Annotated in this window: 15 protein-coding genes and 2 pseudogenes; 7 read left to right on the forward strand and 10 right to left on the reverse strand. The window is 62.7% G+C overall.

The window, feature by feature from the left end:
* The coding region (locus G7025_RS27225; RefSeq protein ID WP_325167118.1) for an IS3 family transposase at window positions 1-76 on the forward strand (76 nt) is incomplete at its 5' end.
* A 92-nt stretch (window positions 77-168) separates the two neighbouring features.
* On the opposite strand, the pseudogene G7025_RS26915 reads toward G7025_RS27225, so the two are convergent.
* From G7025_RS26915 to G7025_RS25620, 6 genes and pseudogenes are all read right to left on the reverse strand, one after another.
* Window positions 169-288 (reverse strand): annotated as a pseudogene (locus G7025_RS26915) (PTS transporter subunit EIIB); the annotation flags it as partial.
* 194 nt (window positions 289-482) lie between these two features.
* Window positions 483-2426 (reverse strand): PAS domain-containing hybrid sensor histidine kinase/response regulator, encoded by a 1944-nt coding sequence (locus G7025_RS25600; RefSeq protein WP_181081785.1) that lies wholly within the window; start codon window positions 2424-2426, stop codon window positions 483-485.
* Window positions 2368-3513: a nitric oxide-sensing protein NosP gene (nosP, locus tag G7025_RS25605; RefSeq protein WP_181081786.1), complete on the reverse strand. Its 1146-nt coding sequence runs from the start codon at window positions 3511-3513 to the stop codon at window positions 2368-2370. Before nosP ends, G7025_RS25600 begins: the two co-directional genes overlap by 59 nt.
* 212 nt (window positions 3514-3725) lie before the next feature.
* Window positions 3726-4532, reverse strand: a complete 807-nt coding sequence (locus G7025_RS25610) for a sulfite exporter TauE/SafE family protein (protein WP_181081787.1) — start codon at window positions 4530-4532, stop codon at window positions 3726-3728.
* Window positions 4533-5777, reverse strand: coding sequence for an NAD(P)/FAD-dependent oxidoreductase (locus tag G7025_RS25615; RefSeq protein WP_181081788.1), 1245 nt, complete (start codon window positions 5775-5777; stop codon window positions 4533-4535).
* A 51-nt stretch (window positions 5778-5828) separates the two neighbouring features.
* Window positions 5829-6164 (reverse strand): ArsR/SmtB family transcription factor, encoded by a 336-nt coding sequence (locus G7025_RS25620; protein WP_017527038.1) that lies wholly within the window; start codon window positions 6162-6164, stop codon window positions 5829-5831.
* A 95-nt stretch (window positions 6165-6259) separates the two neighbouring features.
* Between G7025_RS25620 and G7025_RS25625 the strand changes: the two genes are divergently transcribed.
* Entirely contained in the window at window positions 6260-7123 is an 864-nt protein-coding gene (locus G7025_RS25625; RefSeq protein ID WP_181081789.1) for an MBL fold metallo-hydrolase, read from the forward strand.
* A 107-nt stretch (window positions 7124-7230) separates the two neighbouring features.
* Here G7025_RS25625 and bkdR read toward each other — a convergent pair whose 3' ends face one another.
* Window positions 7231-7719, reverse strand: a complete 489-nt coding sequence (bkdR, locus tag G7025_RS25630; RefSeq protein ID WP_034137807.1) for a Bkd operon transcriptional regulator BkdR — start codon at window positions 7717-7719, stop codon at window positions 7231-7233.
* Window positions 7720-7914: 195 nt separating this feature from the next.
* Here bkdR and G7025_RS25635 point away from each other — a divergent pair, with 195 nt between their 5' ends.
* The 5 genes from G7025_RS25635 to G7025_RS25655 all read left to right on the forward strand — a co-directional run bounded on the left by G7025_RS25635 (window position 7915) and on the right by G7025_RS25655 (window position 14053).
* Window positions 7915-9150 (forward strand): 3-methyl-2-oxobutanoate dehydrogenase (2-methylpropanoyl-transferring) subunit alpha, encoded by a 1236-nt coding sequence (locus G7025_RS25635; protein WP_181081790.1) that lies wholly within the window; start codon window positions 7915-7917, stop codon window positions 9148-9150.
* 1 nt (window position 9151) lies between these two features.
* A complete protein-coding gene (locus G7025_RS25640) occupies window positions 9152-10210 on the forward strand; it encodes an alpha-ketoacid dehydrogenase subunit beta (RefSeq protein WP_181081791.1) in 1059 nt (352 codons plus the stop codon).
* A complete protein-coding gene (locus tag G7025_RS25645; protein WP_181081792.1) occupies window positions 10211-11467 on the forward strand; it encodes a dihydrolipoamide acetyltransferase family protein in 1257 nt (418 codons plus the stop codon).
* A 4-nt stretch (window positions 11468-11471) separates the two neighbouring features.
* Window positions 11472-12851 (forward strand): dihydrolipoyl dehydrogenase, encoded by a 1380-nt coding sequence (gene lpdA / locus G7025_RS25650; protein WP_181081793.1) that lies wholly within the window; start codon window positions 11472-11474, stop codon window positions 12849-12851.
* 182 nt (window positions 12852-13033) lie between these two features.
* Window positions 13034-14053, forward strand: a complete 1020-nt coding sequence (locus G7025_RS25655) for a branched-chain amino acid aminotransferase (protein ID WP_181081794.1) — start codon at window positions 13034-13036, stop codon at window positions 14051-14053.
* Window positions 14054-14249: 196 nt separating this feature from the next.
* On the opposite strand, the pseudogene G7025_RS25660 reads toward G7025_RS25655, so the two are convergent.
* The 3 genes and pseudogenes from G7025_RS25660 to G7025_RS25670 form a co-directional block, all read right to left on the reverse strand.
* Window positions 14250-14699, reverse strand: a pseudogene (locus G7025_RS25660) (GNAT family N-acetyltransferase); the annotation flags it as partial.
* A 12-nt stretch (window positions 14700-14711) separates the two neighbouring features.
* Window positions 14712-15545 carry a TIGR03915 family putative DNA repair protein gene (locus tag G7025_RS25665; protein ID WP_181081795.1) on the reverse strand — a complete coding sequence of 278 codons (834 nt, stop codon included), beginning with the start codon at window positions 15543-15545 and terminating at the stop codon, window positions 14712-14714.
* A complete protein-coding gene (locus G7025_RS25670; RefSeq protein ID WP_181081796.1) occupies window positions 15542-16762 on the reverse strand; it encodes a putative DNA modification/repair radical SAM protein in 1221 nt (406 codons plus the stop codon). The genes G7025_RS25665 and G7025_RS25670 overlap by 4 nt, the downstream gene beginning before the upstream one ends.
* Window positions 16763-16834: the final 72 nt, after the last annotated feature.

The raw sequence follows: 16834 nt of genomic DNA on the forward strand, positions 1-16834 counted from the left end.
CAATCACTCGCGTATCAGACTGAAGCTAAACGGCCTGAGTCCTGTTGAATACAGAATTCAGGCCGCTCAGGCATAGATAGAAAATCGTCCAACTTTGTGGGGTCAGTTCAGAGCGTGGGAACGATCATCGAGGGCAAGCCCTCTCCCACATTGTGATCTCTCCTTGGATCAGAGGCCGGTGAGCAGGTTTACCACTCCTCCCGCCAACACCATCACACCCTGCACACCCGACGCTTTCAATGCCGCCTCATCCAACCGGCCCGCATCCTGCAAGTGCACCCTCACCCGCTGTTGCGATTCTGATCGTTCCCCACGCTCCGCGTGGGAATGCATCCGGTGACGCTCTGCGTCACGACTTTGGATGATCGTTCCCACGCTCCGCGTGGGAATGCATCCTGTGACGCTCCGCGTCACGCCCGTTAAGAGCGGACGCAGAGCGTCCAGTGCGGCATTCCCACGCAGAACGTGGGAACGATCAGTTGTCAGGGCCGACCGAGCAGGTGGCTCATGGCGGTCTTGAGTTTCATTGGGCGTACCGGCTTGTGCATCAAGGTATGCCCCAACTCACGGATCTGCAGTTTCAGCTCGTTACTGTAGTTGGCGGTGATCATCAGCGCCGGTATCGGGCGGCTGCGGCGGGCGTTGATGTGGGCCACGGCGTCGACGCCGTTCTGGTCGTTGTCCAGGTGGTAATCTGCGATCAGCAGGTCGGCCTCGGCGTGGTAATTGTCCACCTGGCCGGCCAGGTCCTGCTCCGATAAGGCGGTGATCACCTCGCAGCCCCACCCTTCGAGTAACGTGCGCATACCCGCGCAGATCGCCGCGTCGTTATCCAGCACCCACACCCGCGCGCCCTGTAAACGCTCCAGCATCGGTTCGCTCATGCTGGGCGCAGGCAGGTTTTTTGGGGCGGTGGCGCTCAAGGGCACTTCCACGGCAAACATCGAGCCCTTGCCGGGTACGGATTTGACGCTGATGCGATGGCCAAGAATGCCGGCGATTTTCTCCACGATCGCCAGGCCCAACCCCAGCCCGCGATCCTGATCGCGGCGCTGCACATCGCCGCGTTTGAACTCCTGGAATATCTCCTCCAGGCGCTCCTCGGCGATGCCCATGCCGCTGTCCCACACCTGGATCGACAGGCGCTGATGCTGGCGACGACAGCCCAGCACCACGCGACCGCTGTAGGTGTAGCGAATCGCATTGCTCAGCAGGTTGCGCAGAATCCGCGCCAGCAGTTGGATGTCGCTGCGCACCAGTGCCGAACAACCGATGAAGCGCAGCTCCAAGCCTTCGCTGCGGGCCAGTTGGGTGTATTCGACGGCCAGGTTATCGAGCAGTTCGCTCAAGGCGAACGGCGCGATATCGGCCTTGATCACCCCGGCATCCAGCTTGGAAATATCCACCAGGGTGCCCAACAGGTTTTCCACGTCTTCCAGGGAATTGCTCACGTTGCGCACCAGCTTTTCGCTCGGGCGCTCCAGCAAAGCGCTGGTGAACAGACGCGCGGCATTCAGCGGTTGCAGCAGGTCGTGGCTGACGGCCGCGAGGAATTTGGTTTTCGACAGGTTGGCCTGTTCCGCCTCCAGCTTGGCCTCGCGCAGGCGGGTTTCCATGCGCCGGCGCTCATCGATTTCCTTGAGCAACTGGCCGTTGAGCGCAGTGAGTTCCGAGGTGCGCTGGGCCACGCGTTGCTCCAGGTGCTGATAGGCCTGGTGCAACGCTTCGGCGGTGCGGCGGCGTTCGGTGATGTCGCGGATCAACACAAAGATCCCTACCACTTCGCCACTGGCCAGCATATTCGGCACATAGGAGCGCAGCATGTAGCGCTCCTGGTTATTGATGTTGGTCTCGGCGAACTCGAAGGTCACGCTCTCCCCGGCCAGGGCGCGGGCGACATAGGCGTCCAGGCGCTGGCAATGCTGCTCGCTGTGGACTTCGCGCAGGCTCAGGCCGAGCATCATGCCGCGCGGCCAGCAGTACCATTGTTCATAGACCTTATTGGTGAATTCGTAGACCAGGTCGGCATTCAAGTAGCCGATCAGGGCCGGAACGTTATCGGTGATCAGGCGAATCCAGCGTTCACTTTCCTGGGCCTTTTGCGCCGCCGCCTGTTCACCGCGCAGGGTCTCGGCGCGCAGCCTCGCGTTGATCAGCAAGTGGTTGCTGGCCTTGAGTTCGGCCATTGCCTGGTTCAAGGCATCGGTGCGTTCGCGCACTTGCTCGGCCAGTACCACAGAATGCTGAAAGGTGGTGTACGGGTTATTACCCTGGGCCATGCCGGACTCGATACGCTCGATCAGCGCCGCATTGATCCGCGCCAGCTTGTGGTTGTCCTGTTGCAGTCGGGCCACCTGGGCGAGCAGTTCAGCGCCGGCCTCGGGCAATGGCGACCCCGGTGAAGGTCTGGTTGATGTGCATGCCATTGAACTGTTCTCCGTAGGTGTTGAACCCCATCACCCGTTTGGCTTGCAGGAAGCTGCCGATCTGTTCCAGGCCCCCGGCGTCTTCCAGCTCCAGGCGGCGCAGGAAGCAGTCGCAGCCGACAGTCAGCAACAAATCGCCGAGGCGAGAGTGCAGGCCGTCGAACAGGCTTTCCAGGTTGGGCAGAATCGGGCCGGGTTTCATCACGGTCAGTACGATGCCGTTTTCCACGGCGCAGTAGAAACTCAGGCTCAGGTCTTCGTGCACCTGTTGGATGGCGCGCACGTAGTACTGATCATGGATACGCACCGCCAGCGGGTGGGCGGCAAAGACGCGGTGGTCGAGGTCGGCCACCGCCACGCCGATGTGCCGCGCGTACTCCTCGGCGGCGGGTTCGGCATTGAGCTCGTACACCCGTCGTGACGGGCTGTCGGCGCCGGTCACCACCAGTTTTTCCGCACGCGGCAGGATGTGGTGGGTGGTGAACACTTCGAAATCCAACCAGGTATTGACCAGCACCACCACCGCCGCGCCGCTGTGGAACGCGCCATTGAAGTACACGTGGGTGTGGGTGAGGAAGTTGTCGTCACCGGCCGAACCGCCGAAGTGCGGGATATCGCCAAGGGCGGCGCTGAGGGCGGCGAGTACCATTTCTTCGCGGCTGGAGAGGCCATCGAGCAGGGTCAGGGCGAAGGTATTGCCCTTGATCGGCGCCAGGGTATTGCTGCGACAGCCGCCGACCAGGCGTTCGACCATGTGCTGGGCGTCGATCAGGCTGAAGTGTTCCACTTGGTCGATCAGCTCAGTGGCGATAGAAAAATGCGCGTGATTAAAGCCCATCGCCGTAATGCAATTGCGGCCGTAGCCTTGGGGCGTGATCTCGCCGGCGCTGGTACAGCCCACCACGCGCACGTTGCCCAGGCACGCTTGCAACGCTTGGCCCAGGGCCTGCAGGTCGTAAGACGCCGAGCAGAAAAACAGCACGAAGCCCAGGTACGGATGCAACAGTTGCTGCGCCAACTCCTCGGCGGCCTGCCCTTCATCGGTGGCCTGGGACATGGCACTGACTACGCCTTCACTGTTATGCATCGTTGCCTCCCCCTCTGAGGCATGAGTGTACGAAGGGCGGGGGATGAGACCTATGCTACTTGGGTACTGGGTGGGGGGATGCGATGGGATGAAGACGCTTGATCGTTCCCACGCTCCGCGTGGGAATGCAGCGGGTGACGCTCCGCGTCACGACCGTCAAGAGCGGACGCGGAGCGTCCAGGGCGGCATTCCCACGCGGAGCGTGGGAACGATCAATGCAGGGCGTTGACCAGCATGCCAATCGCCACCATCACACACAGGCTGGCAAACCCCACCTGCAGGGTGCGTGCGGCGATGACCGAACACAGGCGCCGGCCGATCAGCATGCCGACGATGCTGGCTGCGATAAACACCCAGCCGACGGCGTCGATACGCACGCCGGCATGGAACGCGCCGACCACGCCGATCAGCGAAATCAGGCTGATCACCATCAACGAGGTGGCGACAATGCCGCGCATCTGCACATCGGTAAGCTGTTTGAATGCCGGCACGATCAGAAAGCCACCGCCCACGCCGAGCAGACCCGACACCGCACCGGTGATGGCGCCCAGGGTGGCCAGGGTGGCGGTGCATTTGGCGGTCCAGGCCAGGCGCCCGGTCTGCTGGTTGAGCATGCAGTTTTTCTGGCCCCAGGAGGCGGCGCCATGGTCGCTCGGCCCGGCCTGGAGTTTCTCCCGTTGCAGCATGCGCCACGCCACCAGCACCATCAACGCGCTGAACAGGCCCTTGAGCAGCGCTTCGGGCATCTGGTGGGCGACGAACACCCCCAGCGGGGAAAACAGCGCGCCGAGCAACGCGATCAGCAACGCGGCGCGATAACGCACCAGGCCATGGCGCAAACCGTCAATCGCCCCCACCGCCGCCGCCGCGCCCACAGCGAGCAGCGACACCGGCGCGGCCTGGGTCATGCTCAGGCCCAGCCCCAGCACCAACGCGGGCACACCGAGGATGCCGCCACCGGCGCCGGTCAAGCCCATGACCATGCCCATCAACACGCCCAACACACTGGCCAGCAGCATTCAGTCCACCTTGCTCAGGCGGGTCAGCCATTCGCGGCCCTTGAGCATGCCGTTCCAATAGAACCATGGCAGCAACGTGGCCTTGAGAAACCACATGGAACGACGTGCCCGCGTCGGGTCGAGGGCGAACGTCGGCAGCAGCTTGCCACCGTAACCAAACTCGGCCAGCACCACTTTGCCCTTCTCCACCGTCAGCGGGCAGGAACCGTAGCCGTCGTACTTGAGCGGCAGCGGCGCCTGTTTGCGCAGGGCCAACAGGTTTTCGGCGACCACCACAATCTGCTTGCGCACCGCCGCGGCGGTCTTGGCATTGCTGGTGCCGCACACATCGCCCAGGCCGAAGACACGCGCATAGCGCTGATGCTGCAGGCTGTGCGGGTGCACGTCGCACCAGCCGGCGGCGTCGGCCAGTGGGCTGTTGCGGATAAACTCCGGCGCCAGTTGCGGTGGGACCACGTGCAGCAGGTCGAAAGTTTTTTCGACACGGGTGACGTTGCCTTCAGCGTCCTTGACGTCAAACCAGGCTTTGCGTGCCGGACCGTCGACTTTCACCAGGTTGGTATTGAAGGCCAGGCGCGCGTTGTATTTCTCCACGTATTTCATCAACGGCGGCACGAAGGTCGCCACGCCGAACAGCGCCGCGCCGGCCAGGTTGAATTCCACGTCGATGTTTTTCAGATGACCTTGCTTGAGCCAGTGGTCGCAGGACAGGTACATGGCCTTCTGCGGCGCGCCGGCGCATTTGATCGGCATGGCCGGCTGGGTGAACAGTGCCTTACCGGCCTTGAGTTGCTTGACTTGCTGCCAGGTATAGGCGGCGTGCTCGTAGCTGTAGTTGGAGGTCACGCCGTGCTGGCCGAGGGTGTCCTGCAGGCCTTCGATTTTTTCCCAGGCCAGACGCAGGCCGGGGCAGACAATGAGGTTGTTCCAGGTCACGCGCTGACCGTTGTCGAGCACCAGGCTCTGGCTGTCCGGCAGCACCTCGGTGACGGCGGCCTGCACCCAGGTCACGCCATTGGGCAATACGTCGGCCAGGGGACGGCGGGTTTTTTCCAGGTCGTAGGCACCGCCGCCCACCAGGGTCCAGGCCGGTTGGTAGCAGTGGTAGTCGCTGGGTTCGATCAGGGTGATGTTCAGATGGGGGTCGCGCTTGAGCAGGCTGGCCAGCAGGCCGATGCCCGCCGAGCCGCCGCCGATGACAACGATGTCGCCACTGATGGTTTGGCCCCAGTGTTGGTCGGTCATGGTCTATCGCCTTTTTTTGTCAATGCACACAAGGGTCGCCGCCGGATGGCGTTACGCCCAGCTTTTTATGACCGCGCCGCAGTACAGCCCGGACAAGGTCTTCATCACTTGGATCACTTCGTGGCTGGCCAGCCCGTAGAAAATGTATTTGCCTTCGCGACGGGTGGCCACCAGCCCTTCGTCGCGCAGGATGCCCAGTTGCTGGGACAGCGTCGGCTGGCGCACGCCGGTCATGGTCTCCAGCTCGCCGACATTGCGTTCGCCCTGGGTCAACTGGCACAGGATCAACAGGCGGTCTTCATTGGCCAACGCCTTGAGCAAGGCGCAGGCTTTGGACGCGGACGCACGCAACTGGGCGACTTCGCCCTCACTCAAGGTAGATTCCATTTGCGTCGGGTCCTGTGTGTCACTTAATCTGAAAACATTATGTTTAAATATAAAGTGATTGTAATCACTTTTTTCCAGCATCAGGGGCTACCGCCATGCCAGCGTTGATTCAATCCTTTCTGGACGAGGCGTCGTCGACCTATACCTATGTGGTCTACGAAGCGGACGGCGGCGCCTGCGCCATCGTCGATTCGGTGCTCAACTACGACCCCGCCTCCGGCCGCACCGACACCACCCAGGCGGACAAGGTGATCGCATTCGTACACGAACACCGTTTGCAGGTGCAGTGGCTGCTGGAAACCCATGCCCACGCCGACCACTTGTCCGCCGCGCCCTACCTGCGCCGCACACTGGGCGGCAAGATCGCCATCGGCCAGTGCATCAGCAAAGTGCAGGACGTATTCAAAAACCTGTTTAACCTGGAGCCGGAATTCCGGGCGGACGGTTCGCAGTTCGATCATTTGTTCGCCCCGGACGAGTGCTTCCACATCGGCGGCCTGCAAGCCCAGGCCTTGCATGTGCCCGGTCATACCCCGGCGGACATGGCCTACCTGATCGAGGGTCGGTTGATCCTGGTCGGCGATACCCTGTTTATGCCGGATGTGGGCACCGCGCGCTGCGACTTCCCCGGCGGCGATGCGCGGCAGTTGTACGCCTCAATGCGCAAATTACTGGCGTTTCCACTGGAGACCCAACTGTACGTGTGCCATGACTATCCACCCCAGGGGCGCGAGGCGAAATGCCTGACCACGGTAGCCGAACAGCGCGCAGGCAATATTCATGTGCATGACGGCGTGGATGAAACGGCGTTTGTAGCGATGCGCACCCAGCGCGATGCGGGGCTGGGGATGCCGACGCTGTTGTTGCCGGCGATCCAGGTGAATGTACGGGCCGGGCATCTGCCGCCGGCGGAAGACAATGGGGTGACCTACCTGAAGATCCCCCTCAACCAGCTCTGAAATGCGGGATTCGAGTTGCCCAAGATGGCGGTGTGACAGGCAGCTTGGCGCTAGCTGATTCACCGTCATCGGGAGCAAGCCCCTCCCACATGTGTGCCTGGGTTGCATCAGGAACCGAGGCTGATGCCGTTGGAGGGCAATGGCAACGCGGTCTTGTAGCGCACCTGCTTGAGCGCAAAGCTGGAGCGGATATTCGCCACGCCCGGCACCTTGGTCAGGAAATCCATCATGAAGCGCTCCAATGCCTGGATCGTCGGCACCAGCACGCGGATCAGGTAGTCGGGGTCGCCGGCCATCAGGTAGCACTCCATCACCTCGGGGCGGTCGGCGATGGCGCTTTCGAACTGTTGCAGGGCCAGCTCATTCTGTTTTTCCAGGCTGACATGGATAAACACGTTGACGTGCAACCCCAGCAGATCGGCATCCAGCAGGGTGACCTGTTCACGGATCAGGCCCAGTTCCTCCATGGCCTTGACCCGGTTGAAACACGGCGTGGGCGACAGGTTGACCGAGCGGGCCAGGTCGGCGTTGGTGATCCGCGCGTTCTCCTGCAGGGCGTTGAGAATGCCGATATCGGTACGGTCCAGTTTGCGCATGAGACAAAATCACCTGTTTATTATGTTTATGCAGATTTTTTATCCGCAAATGATCATGAGCGCAATGAAACACAGATAAATATTCTTCTACGCCCCGCCTATGATTGTTGTAGGACAAGATTTCCCCTATCCGGGGACTGATTGTCAGCTAGCGCGCCCACTACAAGAAATTCACAAGATAGAGCGTAGAAAGCCATGACCCAGCAGTACGAACCGCTGCGCCTGCACGTTCCCGAACCCTCGGGCCGCCCAGGCTGCAAGACCGATTTCACCTACCTGCGCCTGAACGACGCCGGCCTGGTGCGCAAACCCGCCATCGACGTAGAACCCGCCGACACCGCCGACCTGGCCAAGGGCTTGATCCGCGTGCTCGATGACCAGGGTCAGGCCCTGGGGCCGTGGGCCGAAGGGGTTCCCGTAGAGATCCTGCGCAAGGGCATGCGTGCCATGCTCAAGACACGGATCTTCGATAACCGCATGGTGGTCGCCCAGCGTCAGAAAAAAATGTCGTTCTACATGCAAAGCCTTGGCGAGGAAGCCATCGGCAGCGCCCAGGCCCTGGCCCTGAACATCGACGACATGTGTTTCCCCACCTACCGCCAGCAAAGCATCCTGATGGCCCGCGAAGTGCCGCTGGTGGACCTGATCTGCCAGTTGCTGTCCAACGAGCGCGACCCGCTCAAAGGTCGTCAGCTGCCGATCATGTACTCGGTCAAAGACGCTGGCTTCTTCACTATTTCCGGCAACCTCGCCACCCAATTCGTACAGGGCGTGGGCTGGGGCATGGCGTCGGCGATCAAGGGCGATACCAAGATCGCGTCGGCCTGGATCGGTGACGGCGCCACCGCCGAATCGGACTTCCACACCGCCCTCACCTTCGCCCACGTCTACCGCGCGCCGGTGATTCTCAACGTGGTCAACAACCAATGGGCAATCTCCACCTTCCAGGCCATTGCCGGCGGTGAAGCCACCACCTTCGCCGGACGCGGCGTCGGTTGCGGCATTGCCTCCCTGCGTGTGGACGGCAACGACTTCATCGCGGTGTACGCCGCTTCCGCCTGGGCCGCCGAACGTGCGCGCCGCAACCTCGGCCCGACCCTGATCGAATGGATCACCTACCGCGCCGGCCCCCACTCCACTTCGGACGATCCATCCAAGTACCGCCCCGCCGACGACTGGAGCCACTTCCCGCTGGGCGACCCGATTGCCCGTCTAAAGCAGCACCTGATCAAGATTGGACAGTGGTCCGAAGAGGAGCACGCGGCGGTCAGTGCCGAACTGGAAGCCGAGGTCATCGCCGCGCAAAAACAAGCCGAACAGTACGGCACCCTGGCCGGTGGCCAGATCCCAAGCGCCGCGACCATGTTCGAAGACGTCTATAAAGAGATGCCGGAGCACTTAAAGCGCCAGCGTCAGCAGTTGGGGATCTGACATGAACGATCACAACAACAGCATCGAAGTGGAAACCGCCATGACCACCACCACCATGACCATGATCCAGGCCCTGCGCTCGGCCATGGATGTGATGCTCGAACGCGACGACAACGTGGTGGTGTTCGGCCAGGACGTCGGTTATTTCGGCGGCGTGTTCCGCTGCACCGAAGGCCTGCAGAGCAAGTACGGCACTTCGCGGGTATTTGACGCGCCGATCTCCGAAAGCGGCATCGTCGGCGTGGCGGTGGGCATGGGCGCCTATGGTTTGCGCCCGGTGGCCGAGATCCAGTTCGCCGACTACGTCTACCCCGCCACCGACCAGATCATCTCCGAAGCCGCGCGCCTGCGTTATCGCTCCGCCGGCCAGTTCACCGCGCCGCTGACCATGCGCATGCCCTGCGGCGGCGGCATCTATGGCGGCCAGACTCACAGCCAAAGTATCGAAGCGGTGTTCACCCAGGTCTGCGGCCTGCGCACGGTGATGCCGTCCAACCCGTATGACGCCAAGGGCCTGCTGATCGCCTCCATCGAAAACGATGACCCGGTGATCTTCCTCGAACCCAAGCGCCTGTACAACGGCCCGTTCGACGGCCATCACGACCGCCCTGTCACCCCGTGGTCGAAACACCCGCAAGCCCAAGTGCCGGACGGTTACTACACCGTGCCGCTGGACGTGGCCGCCATTGTGCGTCCGGGCTCGGCCGTCACCGTGCTGACCTACGGCACCACCGTGTATGTGTCCCAGGTGGCCGCCGAGGAAACCGGCATCGACGCCGAAGTCATCGACCTGCGCAGCCTGTGGCCGCTGGACCTGGAAACCATCGTCAAATCGGTGAAAAAGACCGGCCGTTGCGTGGTGGTGCATGAAGCCACGCGCACCTGTGGCTTTGGCGCCGAGCTGGTAGCGCTGGTGCAGGAGCATTGCTTCCACCACCTGGAAGCGCCGATCGAACGCGTCACCGGGTGGGACACCCCCTACCCGCACGCGCAGGAGTGGGCGTATTTCCCAGGGCCGTCCCGTGTGGGCGCGGCGCTGCAACGGGTCATGGAGGTCTGAATGGGCACGCACGTTATCAAGATGCCGGACATTGGCGAAGGCATCGCGGAAGTAGAACTGTCGCAGTGGCATGTGAACGTCGGCGATATGGTGGTCGAAGACCAGGTGCTGGCGGATGTGATGACCGACAAGGCGATGGTGGATATTCCCTCGCCGGTGCACGGCAAGGTGATCGCCCTCGGCGGCGCGCCGGGCGAAGTCATGGCCGTGGGAAGTATTCTGATCAGCATTGAAGTGGAAGGCGCGGGCAATACCAAGGACGTGCCGGTCGAGGCTGAACCGGTGAAGGCCGCTCCCGTCGTTGAAGCCAAGCCAGCCCCGGTCCAAAGCAAACCCGCACCAACTCAGGCTCCAGCGCAAGCCCCGGTAGCCCGCGAAGCCGACGAACGCCCGCTGGCCTCCCCCGCCGTGCGCAAGCATGCGCTGGATGCCGGCATCCCGCTGTGCCTGGTCCAAGGCTCTGGCCCGGCGGGCCGCATTCTGCACGAAGATTTGGACGCTTACTTGCTCCAGCCTGCGACGCAACATAAAACCGCTGCCGCCTCTTACGCCGAACGCCACGACGAAGAACAGATCCCGGTGATCGGCATGCGCCGCAAAATCGCCCAGCGCATGCAGGACGCCACCCGGCGCGCCGCGCATTTCAGCTATGTGGAAGAAATCGACGTCACCGCGCTGGACGAGCTGCGCGTACACCTCAACGAAAAGCACGGTGCCACACGCGGCAAGCTGACCCTGTTGCCGTTTATCGTGCGCGCCATGGTCGTGGCGCTGCGCGATTTTCCGCAGATCAATGCGCGTTACGACGACGAAGCCCAGGTCATCACCCGCCTCGGCGCGGTGCATGTGGGCGTCGCCACCCAGAGCGACATCGGCCTGATGGTGCCGGTGGTGCGGCATGCCGAAGCCCGCAACCTGTGGGGCACCGCCGAAGAGATCGCGCGCCTGGCCACGGCCGCGCGCAATGGCAAGGCCAGCCGTGAAGAACTGTCCGGTTCCAGCATCACCCTGACCAGCCTCGGCGCGTTGGGCGGTATCGTCAGCACGCCGGTGCTGAACCTGCCGGAGGTAGCCATCGTCGGCGTCAATCGCATCGTCGAACGGCCGATGGTGATCAAGGGCCAGATCGTGATTCGCAAGATGATGAACCTCTCCAGCTCCTTCGATCACCGCGTGGTCGATGGCATGGACGCGGCGCAATTCATCCAGGCCATTCGCGGCCTGCTCGAACAACCCGCCAGCCTGTTCCTGGAGTAACGGCATGACGCACATTACGCATACCACCCTGCTGATCATCGGCGGCGGCCCCGGCGGTTATGTCGCGGCGATCCGCGCCGGTCAACTGGGCATCCCGACCATCCTGGTGGAAGCCCAGGCATTGGGGGGCACTTGCCTGAATATCGGCTGTATCCCGTCCAAGGCCTTGATCCATGTGGCCGAGCAATTCCAGCAAAGCGTGCATCACAGCCAGGGCTCGCCGCTGGGCATAGAAGTGGACGTGCCGACACTGGACATCCGCAAAAGCGTGGAATGGAAGGACGGCATCGTCGACCGCCTGACCACCGGCGTCGCAGCCTTGCTCAAGAAGCACAAGGTGCAGGTGATACACGGCTGGGCCAAGGTAGTCGACGGCAAGACCGTCGATGTCGGCGAGCAACGCATCCAGTGCGAACACCTGCTGCTGGCCACCGGTTCCACAAGCGTCAACCTGCCGATGCTGCCCATCGGTGGGCCGATTATCTCGTCTACCGAAGCCCTGGCGCCGACCCGCGTGCCCAAACGCATGATCGTAGTGGGCGGTGGTTATATCGGCCTGGAACTGGGAATCGCCTACCGCAAGCTCGGGGCGCAGGTCAGCGTAGTAGAGGCGCAGGATCGCATCCTGCCCGCCTACGACGGCGAGCTGACCCAGCCGGTGGCCGAATCCCTCAAGCAACTGGGGGTAACGCTGTACCTCAAGCACAGCGTCACCGGGTTTGCCGACGGCAACCTGCAGGTTCGTGACCCCAACGGCGACACCTTGTCATTGGCCACCGACCAGGTGCTGGTCGCGGTGGGTCGCAAACCCAACACCCAGGGCTGGAACCTCGAAGCGCTGAACCTGGACATGAACGGCGCGGCGATCAGGATCGACAGCCGCTGCCAGACCAGCATGCGCAATGTGTATGCCATCGGCGACCTGAGCGGCGAGCCGATGCTGGCGCACCGAGCCATGGCCCAGGGCGAAATGGTTGCCGAACTGATCAGCGGCCTGCACCGCGAGTTCAACCCGGCGGCGATCCCGGCGGTGTGCTTTACCGACCCGGAACTGGTGGTGGTCGGCAAAACGCCCGACGATGCCAAGGCGGCGGGACTGGATTGCATCGTGTCGAGCTTCCCGTTCGCGGCCAATGGTCGGGCGATGACGCTGGAGTCGAAAACCGGCTTCGTGCGGGTGGTGGCGCGGCGGGACAACCATCTGATCGTCGGCTGGCAGGCTGTGGGTGTGGGCGTGTCCGAACTGTCCACGGCCTTCGGCCTGAGCCTGGAAATGGGCGCGCGCCTGGAAGACGTGGCCGGCACCATTCACGCGCACCCGACCCTCGGTGAGGCTGTGCAGGAAGCGGCATTGCGGGCGCTGGGCCACGCGCTGCATCTGTAGGCAACCCAGCTCCCACCCTTGAGATGCAATCAGCTGTGGGAGCCGGCCTTGCCCGCGATAGCGGCGGATCAGCCAATACAGATGTCGGATGGTCCGCCCACCTGCTCCCACACGAGCCAAGAATGAAGTATTGTTGCGCCCATCCAGAAAAAAATCCGACTTGACCAGAGATAGAGGGTGTCATGGGTAACGAAAGCATCAATTGGGACAAGCTGGGTTTTGACTACATCAAGACCGACAAGCGGTTTCTCCAGACCTGGAAAAACGGCGAATGGCAAGCCGGCACCCTGACCGACGACAACGTGCTGCACATCAGCGAGGGCTCCACCGCCCTGCACTATGGTCAGCAGTGCTTTGAAGGCCTCAAGGCCTACCGTTGCAAAGACGGCTCGATCAACCTGTTCCGCCCGGACCAGAACGCCGCCCGCATGCAACGCAGCTGCGCGCGCCTGCTGATGCCCCACGTACCGACCGACGCGTTCATCGACGCCTGCAAGCAAGTGGTCAAGGCCAACGAGCGGTTCATCCCGCCGTACGGCAGCGGCGGCGCGCTGTACCTGCGTCCGTTCGTGATCGGCACCGGTGACAACATCGGCGTACGCACCGCGCCCGAATTCATCTTCTCGGTGTTCTGCATCCCTGTCGGCGCCTACTTCAAGGGCGGCCTGGTGCCCCACAACTTCCAGATCTCCACCTTCGACCGCGCCGCGCCACAGGGCACTGGCGCGGCCAAGGTCGGTGGCAACTACGCCGCCAGCCTGATGCCGGGCTCGGAAGCGAAGAAATCCGGTTTTGCCGACGCAATCTATCTGGATCCGATGACCCACTCGAAAATCGAAGAAGTCGGTTCGGCCAACTTCTTCGGGATCACCCACGACAACCAGTTCATCACGCCGAAGTCGCCTTCGGTGCTGCCAGGCATCACCCGCCTGTCGCTGATCGAACTGGCCCAGACCCGCCTGGGCCTGGAAGTGGTCGAGGGCGAAGTGTTCATCGACAAGCTGGACCAATTCAAGGAAGCCGGCGCCTGCGGCACGGCGGCGGTGATTTCGCCGATCGGCGGTATCCAGTACAACGGAAAACTGCACGTGTTCCACAGCGAAACCGAAGTCGGCCCGATCACCCAGAAGCTCTACAAAGAGCTGACCGGCGTGCAGACCGGCGACGTCGAAGCACCTGCCGGTTGGATCGTAAAGGTCTAACCGCCTGTGGGAGGGGGCTTGCCCCCGATAGCAGTGGCTCAGTCAATGAATCTGTTGACTGATACACCGCATCGGGGGCAAGCCCCCTCCCACATTCGAGCCGGTTCTTTCAGTTAACTGAGGAGGGCGTTTGGATTCTCATATAGCGCAAGCCTCCTCCCACATTTACTTTCCGATGTGCTCAGGCATCGCACGGCAACAGCGCCTTCTCCATCACCAAGGTGCGCTCACTGCCGTGATCGACCTCACGTACCGTGCGAAACCCCAGCCTGGCGTAAAACGGCTCGGCCGTCAGCGAGGACGGCACACTCAGCGTTGTCACCCCCGCTTCCCCCGCGCGCAGTTCGATTTCACTCATCAATAACCGGCCAATGCCCTGCCCTTGCCGCGTCGGGTTGACGAACACCGAGCGCACCACTTTGGCATCCAGCGCAGCGGTGCCGACGATCACCCGCCCCTGAACCGCCACCAGCACCACACGCCGCTTGAGCAGCTCGCGCACCGCGTCGGGCGTAAAGTTGCTGGCCACCCGCTCAATCACATCCGCCGGATAATCCTGTGCGTTGCTGCCGTACAAAGCCGCCAGGATCACCCGGCTGACCCCCTCGGCATCGTCGGGCTGGGCGAGACGTACGACGGTAGACATGATCCCTCCTGTTTAACCTTGCCCGCTGGCAATACGCTTACCGGGCCTGCTGCCGATCATCTTGGCCTGACCATCCTTCTGCTTCCCCGTTCGCGCTTCGCTGATCAAGCTTGGGATCAGCTTGCCCTCCGGCAGGTTTTTCCAGAAACGACTGGGCAGGTGCCCTTCCATCACCTTGGGGTTCAACCGCGCCGGGTTGAATATATGGCTGTAATACGTCAGCCACATGGCGCTGTGAGGGTCTTCGACGTTCTGCGCCAGTTGCTGCCAGGGTTCGGGGCAATGGCGTTGATGAACCAGCTGTTCGCCATCGTAATACACGCCGTCCAACGGTGTGGCGATCATCCAGCGATGACGGCCCATGCGCCCGATAAAGTGCTGGCTGGCCGATTTCAGAATGTCGTGGGCGGGTTCATGCCAGGCTACGTATTCCGGCAGTTCCGGCCCAGCCTCCGGCGGCAGCGCGACAAAGCGCACGAACGCGTGCAGGTGGTGCGCTTCACGGCTGACCTGCTTGATCCGCCGCTGCAACTCGCTGCCCAGTTTGTCGCCGGCCAGCATCGCGGTGCGGTCGCCGTGGCTGACGCGCCACAGCACTTCATACAACAGGCTCCACCGCTGGTCGCCGTGGTAGCAGGCGGCCGACTCCAGCAGTTCGAGCAGTGCCTTGGGAATACGCGCCTGAAACGGCCCCAGCCCGGCAGGGATCGGCTCATCGGTGGCAAACAGATCCGCGGCCTGCGCCTCGCCCCAACTCACCTGGCTGGGGTCGACTTGATGACTGAGTAACCAGCGCGCCTGTTCGCGCCAGGTGTCGAACAGGTTGTCGCATTCCAGGCTGGTCATCCCCACAGCCCCATCTGCTGCGGCTGCGGGCGGTCCCGCAGTTGCTCGCGCAGCAACACGCTGGTGCTGTCCGCCTGCTGCGGGTGGTAGTCGCTGGTGATGAAAAACGGCTTGGCCTTGGCCAGCACGCAACGCATGCGGGCCAGGTCTTCAAAGCGGATTTTGCGCTCGCGGCGCAGGTCCACCAGGCGCTGGGTGGTGCGCAGGCCGATACCGGGAATACGCGCGATCAAGGTCGGTTCGGCGCGGTTGAGGTCCAGAGGGAACACCTCGCGATGCTCCAGGGCCCAGGCCAGCTTGGGGTCGATATCCAGTGCCAGGTGACCGGGGCCTTCGAACAATTCGCCGGCGCTGAAGCCGTAGCTGCGCAGCAGGAAGTCGGCCTGGTACAGGCGGTGTTCGCGCATCAGCGGCGGCGCGGCCAGGGGTACGCTTTTCGGGCTGTTGGGGATGGGGCTGAACGCCGAGTAGTAGACGCGGCGCAGCTTGAAGTGGCCGTACAGCGCTTCGGCGCCGTGCAGGATGGTGCTGTCGTCGGTGTCGTCGGCGCCGACGATCATCTGCGTGCTCTGCCCGGCCGGGGCGAAACGCGGCGCGCGAGGTTCGTTGAGCACCGTCTGCTCGCCGGTGTAGATGGTCTGCATGGCCTGCTTGATCGAGCCGATCTGCTTCTCCGGCGCCAGCGTCTGCAGGCTGGCATCGGTGGGCAGTTCGATATTCACGCTCAGACGATCGGCATAACGCCCGGCCTCGGCAATCAGCGCCGGGTCGGCTTCGGGGATGGTCTTGAGGTGGATATAACCGCGAAAGTCATGCTCCTCGCGCAGCAGTTTCGCCACCCGGACAAGCTGCTCCATGGTGTAGTCGGCTGAACGGATAATGCCGGAGCTGAGGAACAGCCCGCTGACGCAATTGCGCCGGTAGAAATCCAGGGTCAGGGTGACCACCTCCTCCGGACTGAACCGCGCACGCGGCACGTCGCTGGAGCGGCGGTTGACGCAGTATTGGCAGTCGTAGAGGCAGAAGTTGGTGAGCAGCACCTTGAGCAGCGACACACAGCGCCCGTCAGGCGTATAGCTGTGACAAATGCCCATGCCATCGGTGGAACCCAGCCCCGCCTTGCCCTCGGAGCTGCGCTTGGGCGCGCCGCTGCTGGCGCAGGACGCGTCGTACTTGGCGGCGTCGGCGAGGATGCTGAGTTTTTCGATCAACTGCATGGCGGGTTACCGATACTGGTTTTTTGTACAGTATCAGCGGTAACCCTTTGTCACAAGTACCGTCCGTAGGTG

The sequence above is a fragment of the Pseudomonas lurida genome (assembly GCF_013522705.1).
Classification (GTDB): Bacteria; Pseudomonadota; Gammaproteobacteria; order Pseudomonadales; family Pseudomonadaceae; genus Aquipseudomonas; species Aquipseudomonas quebecensis.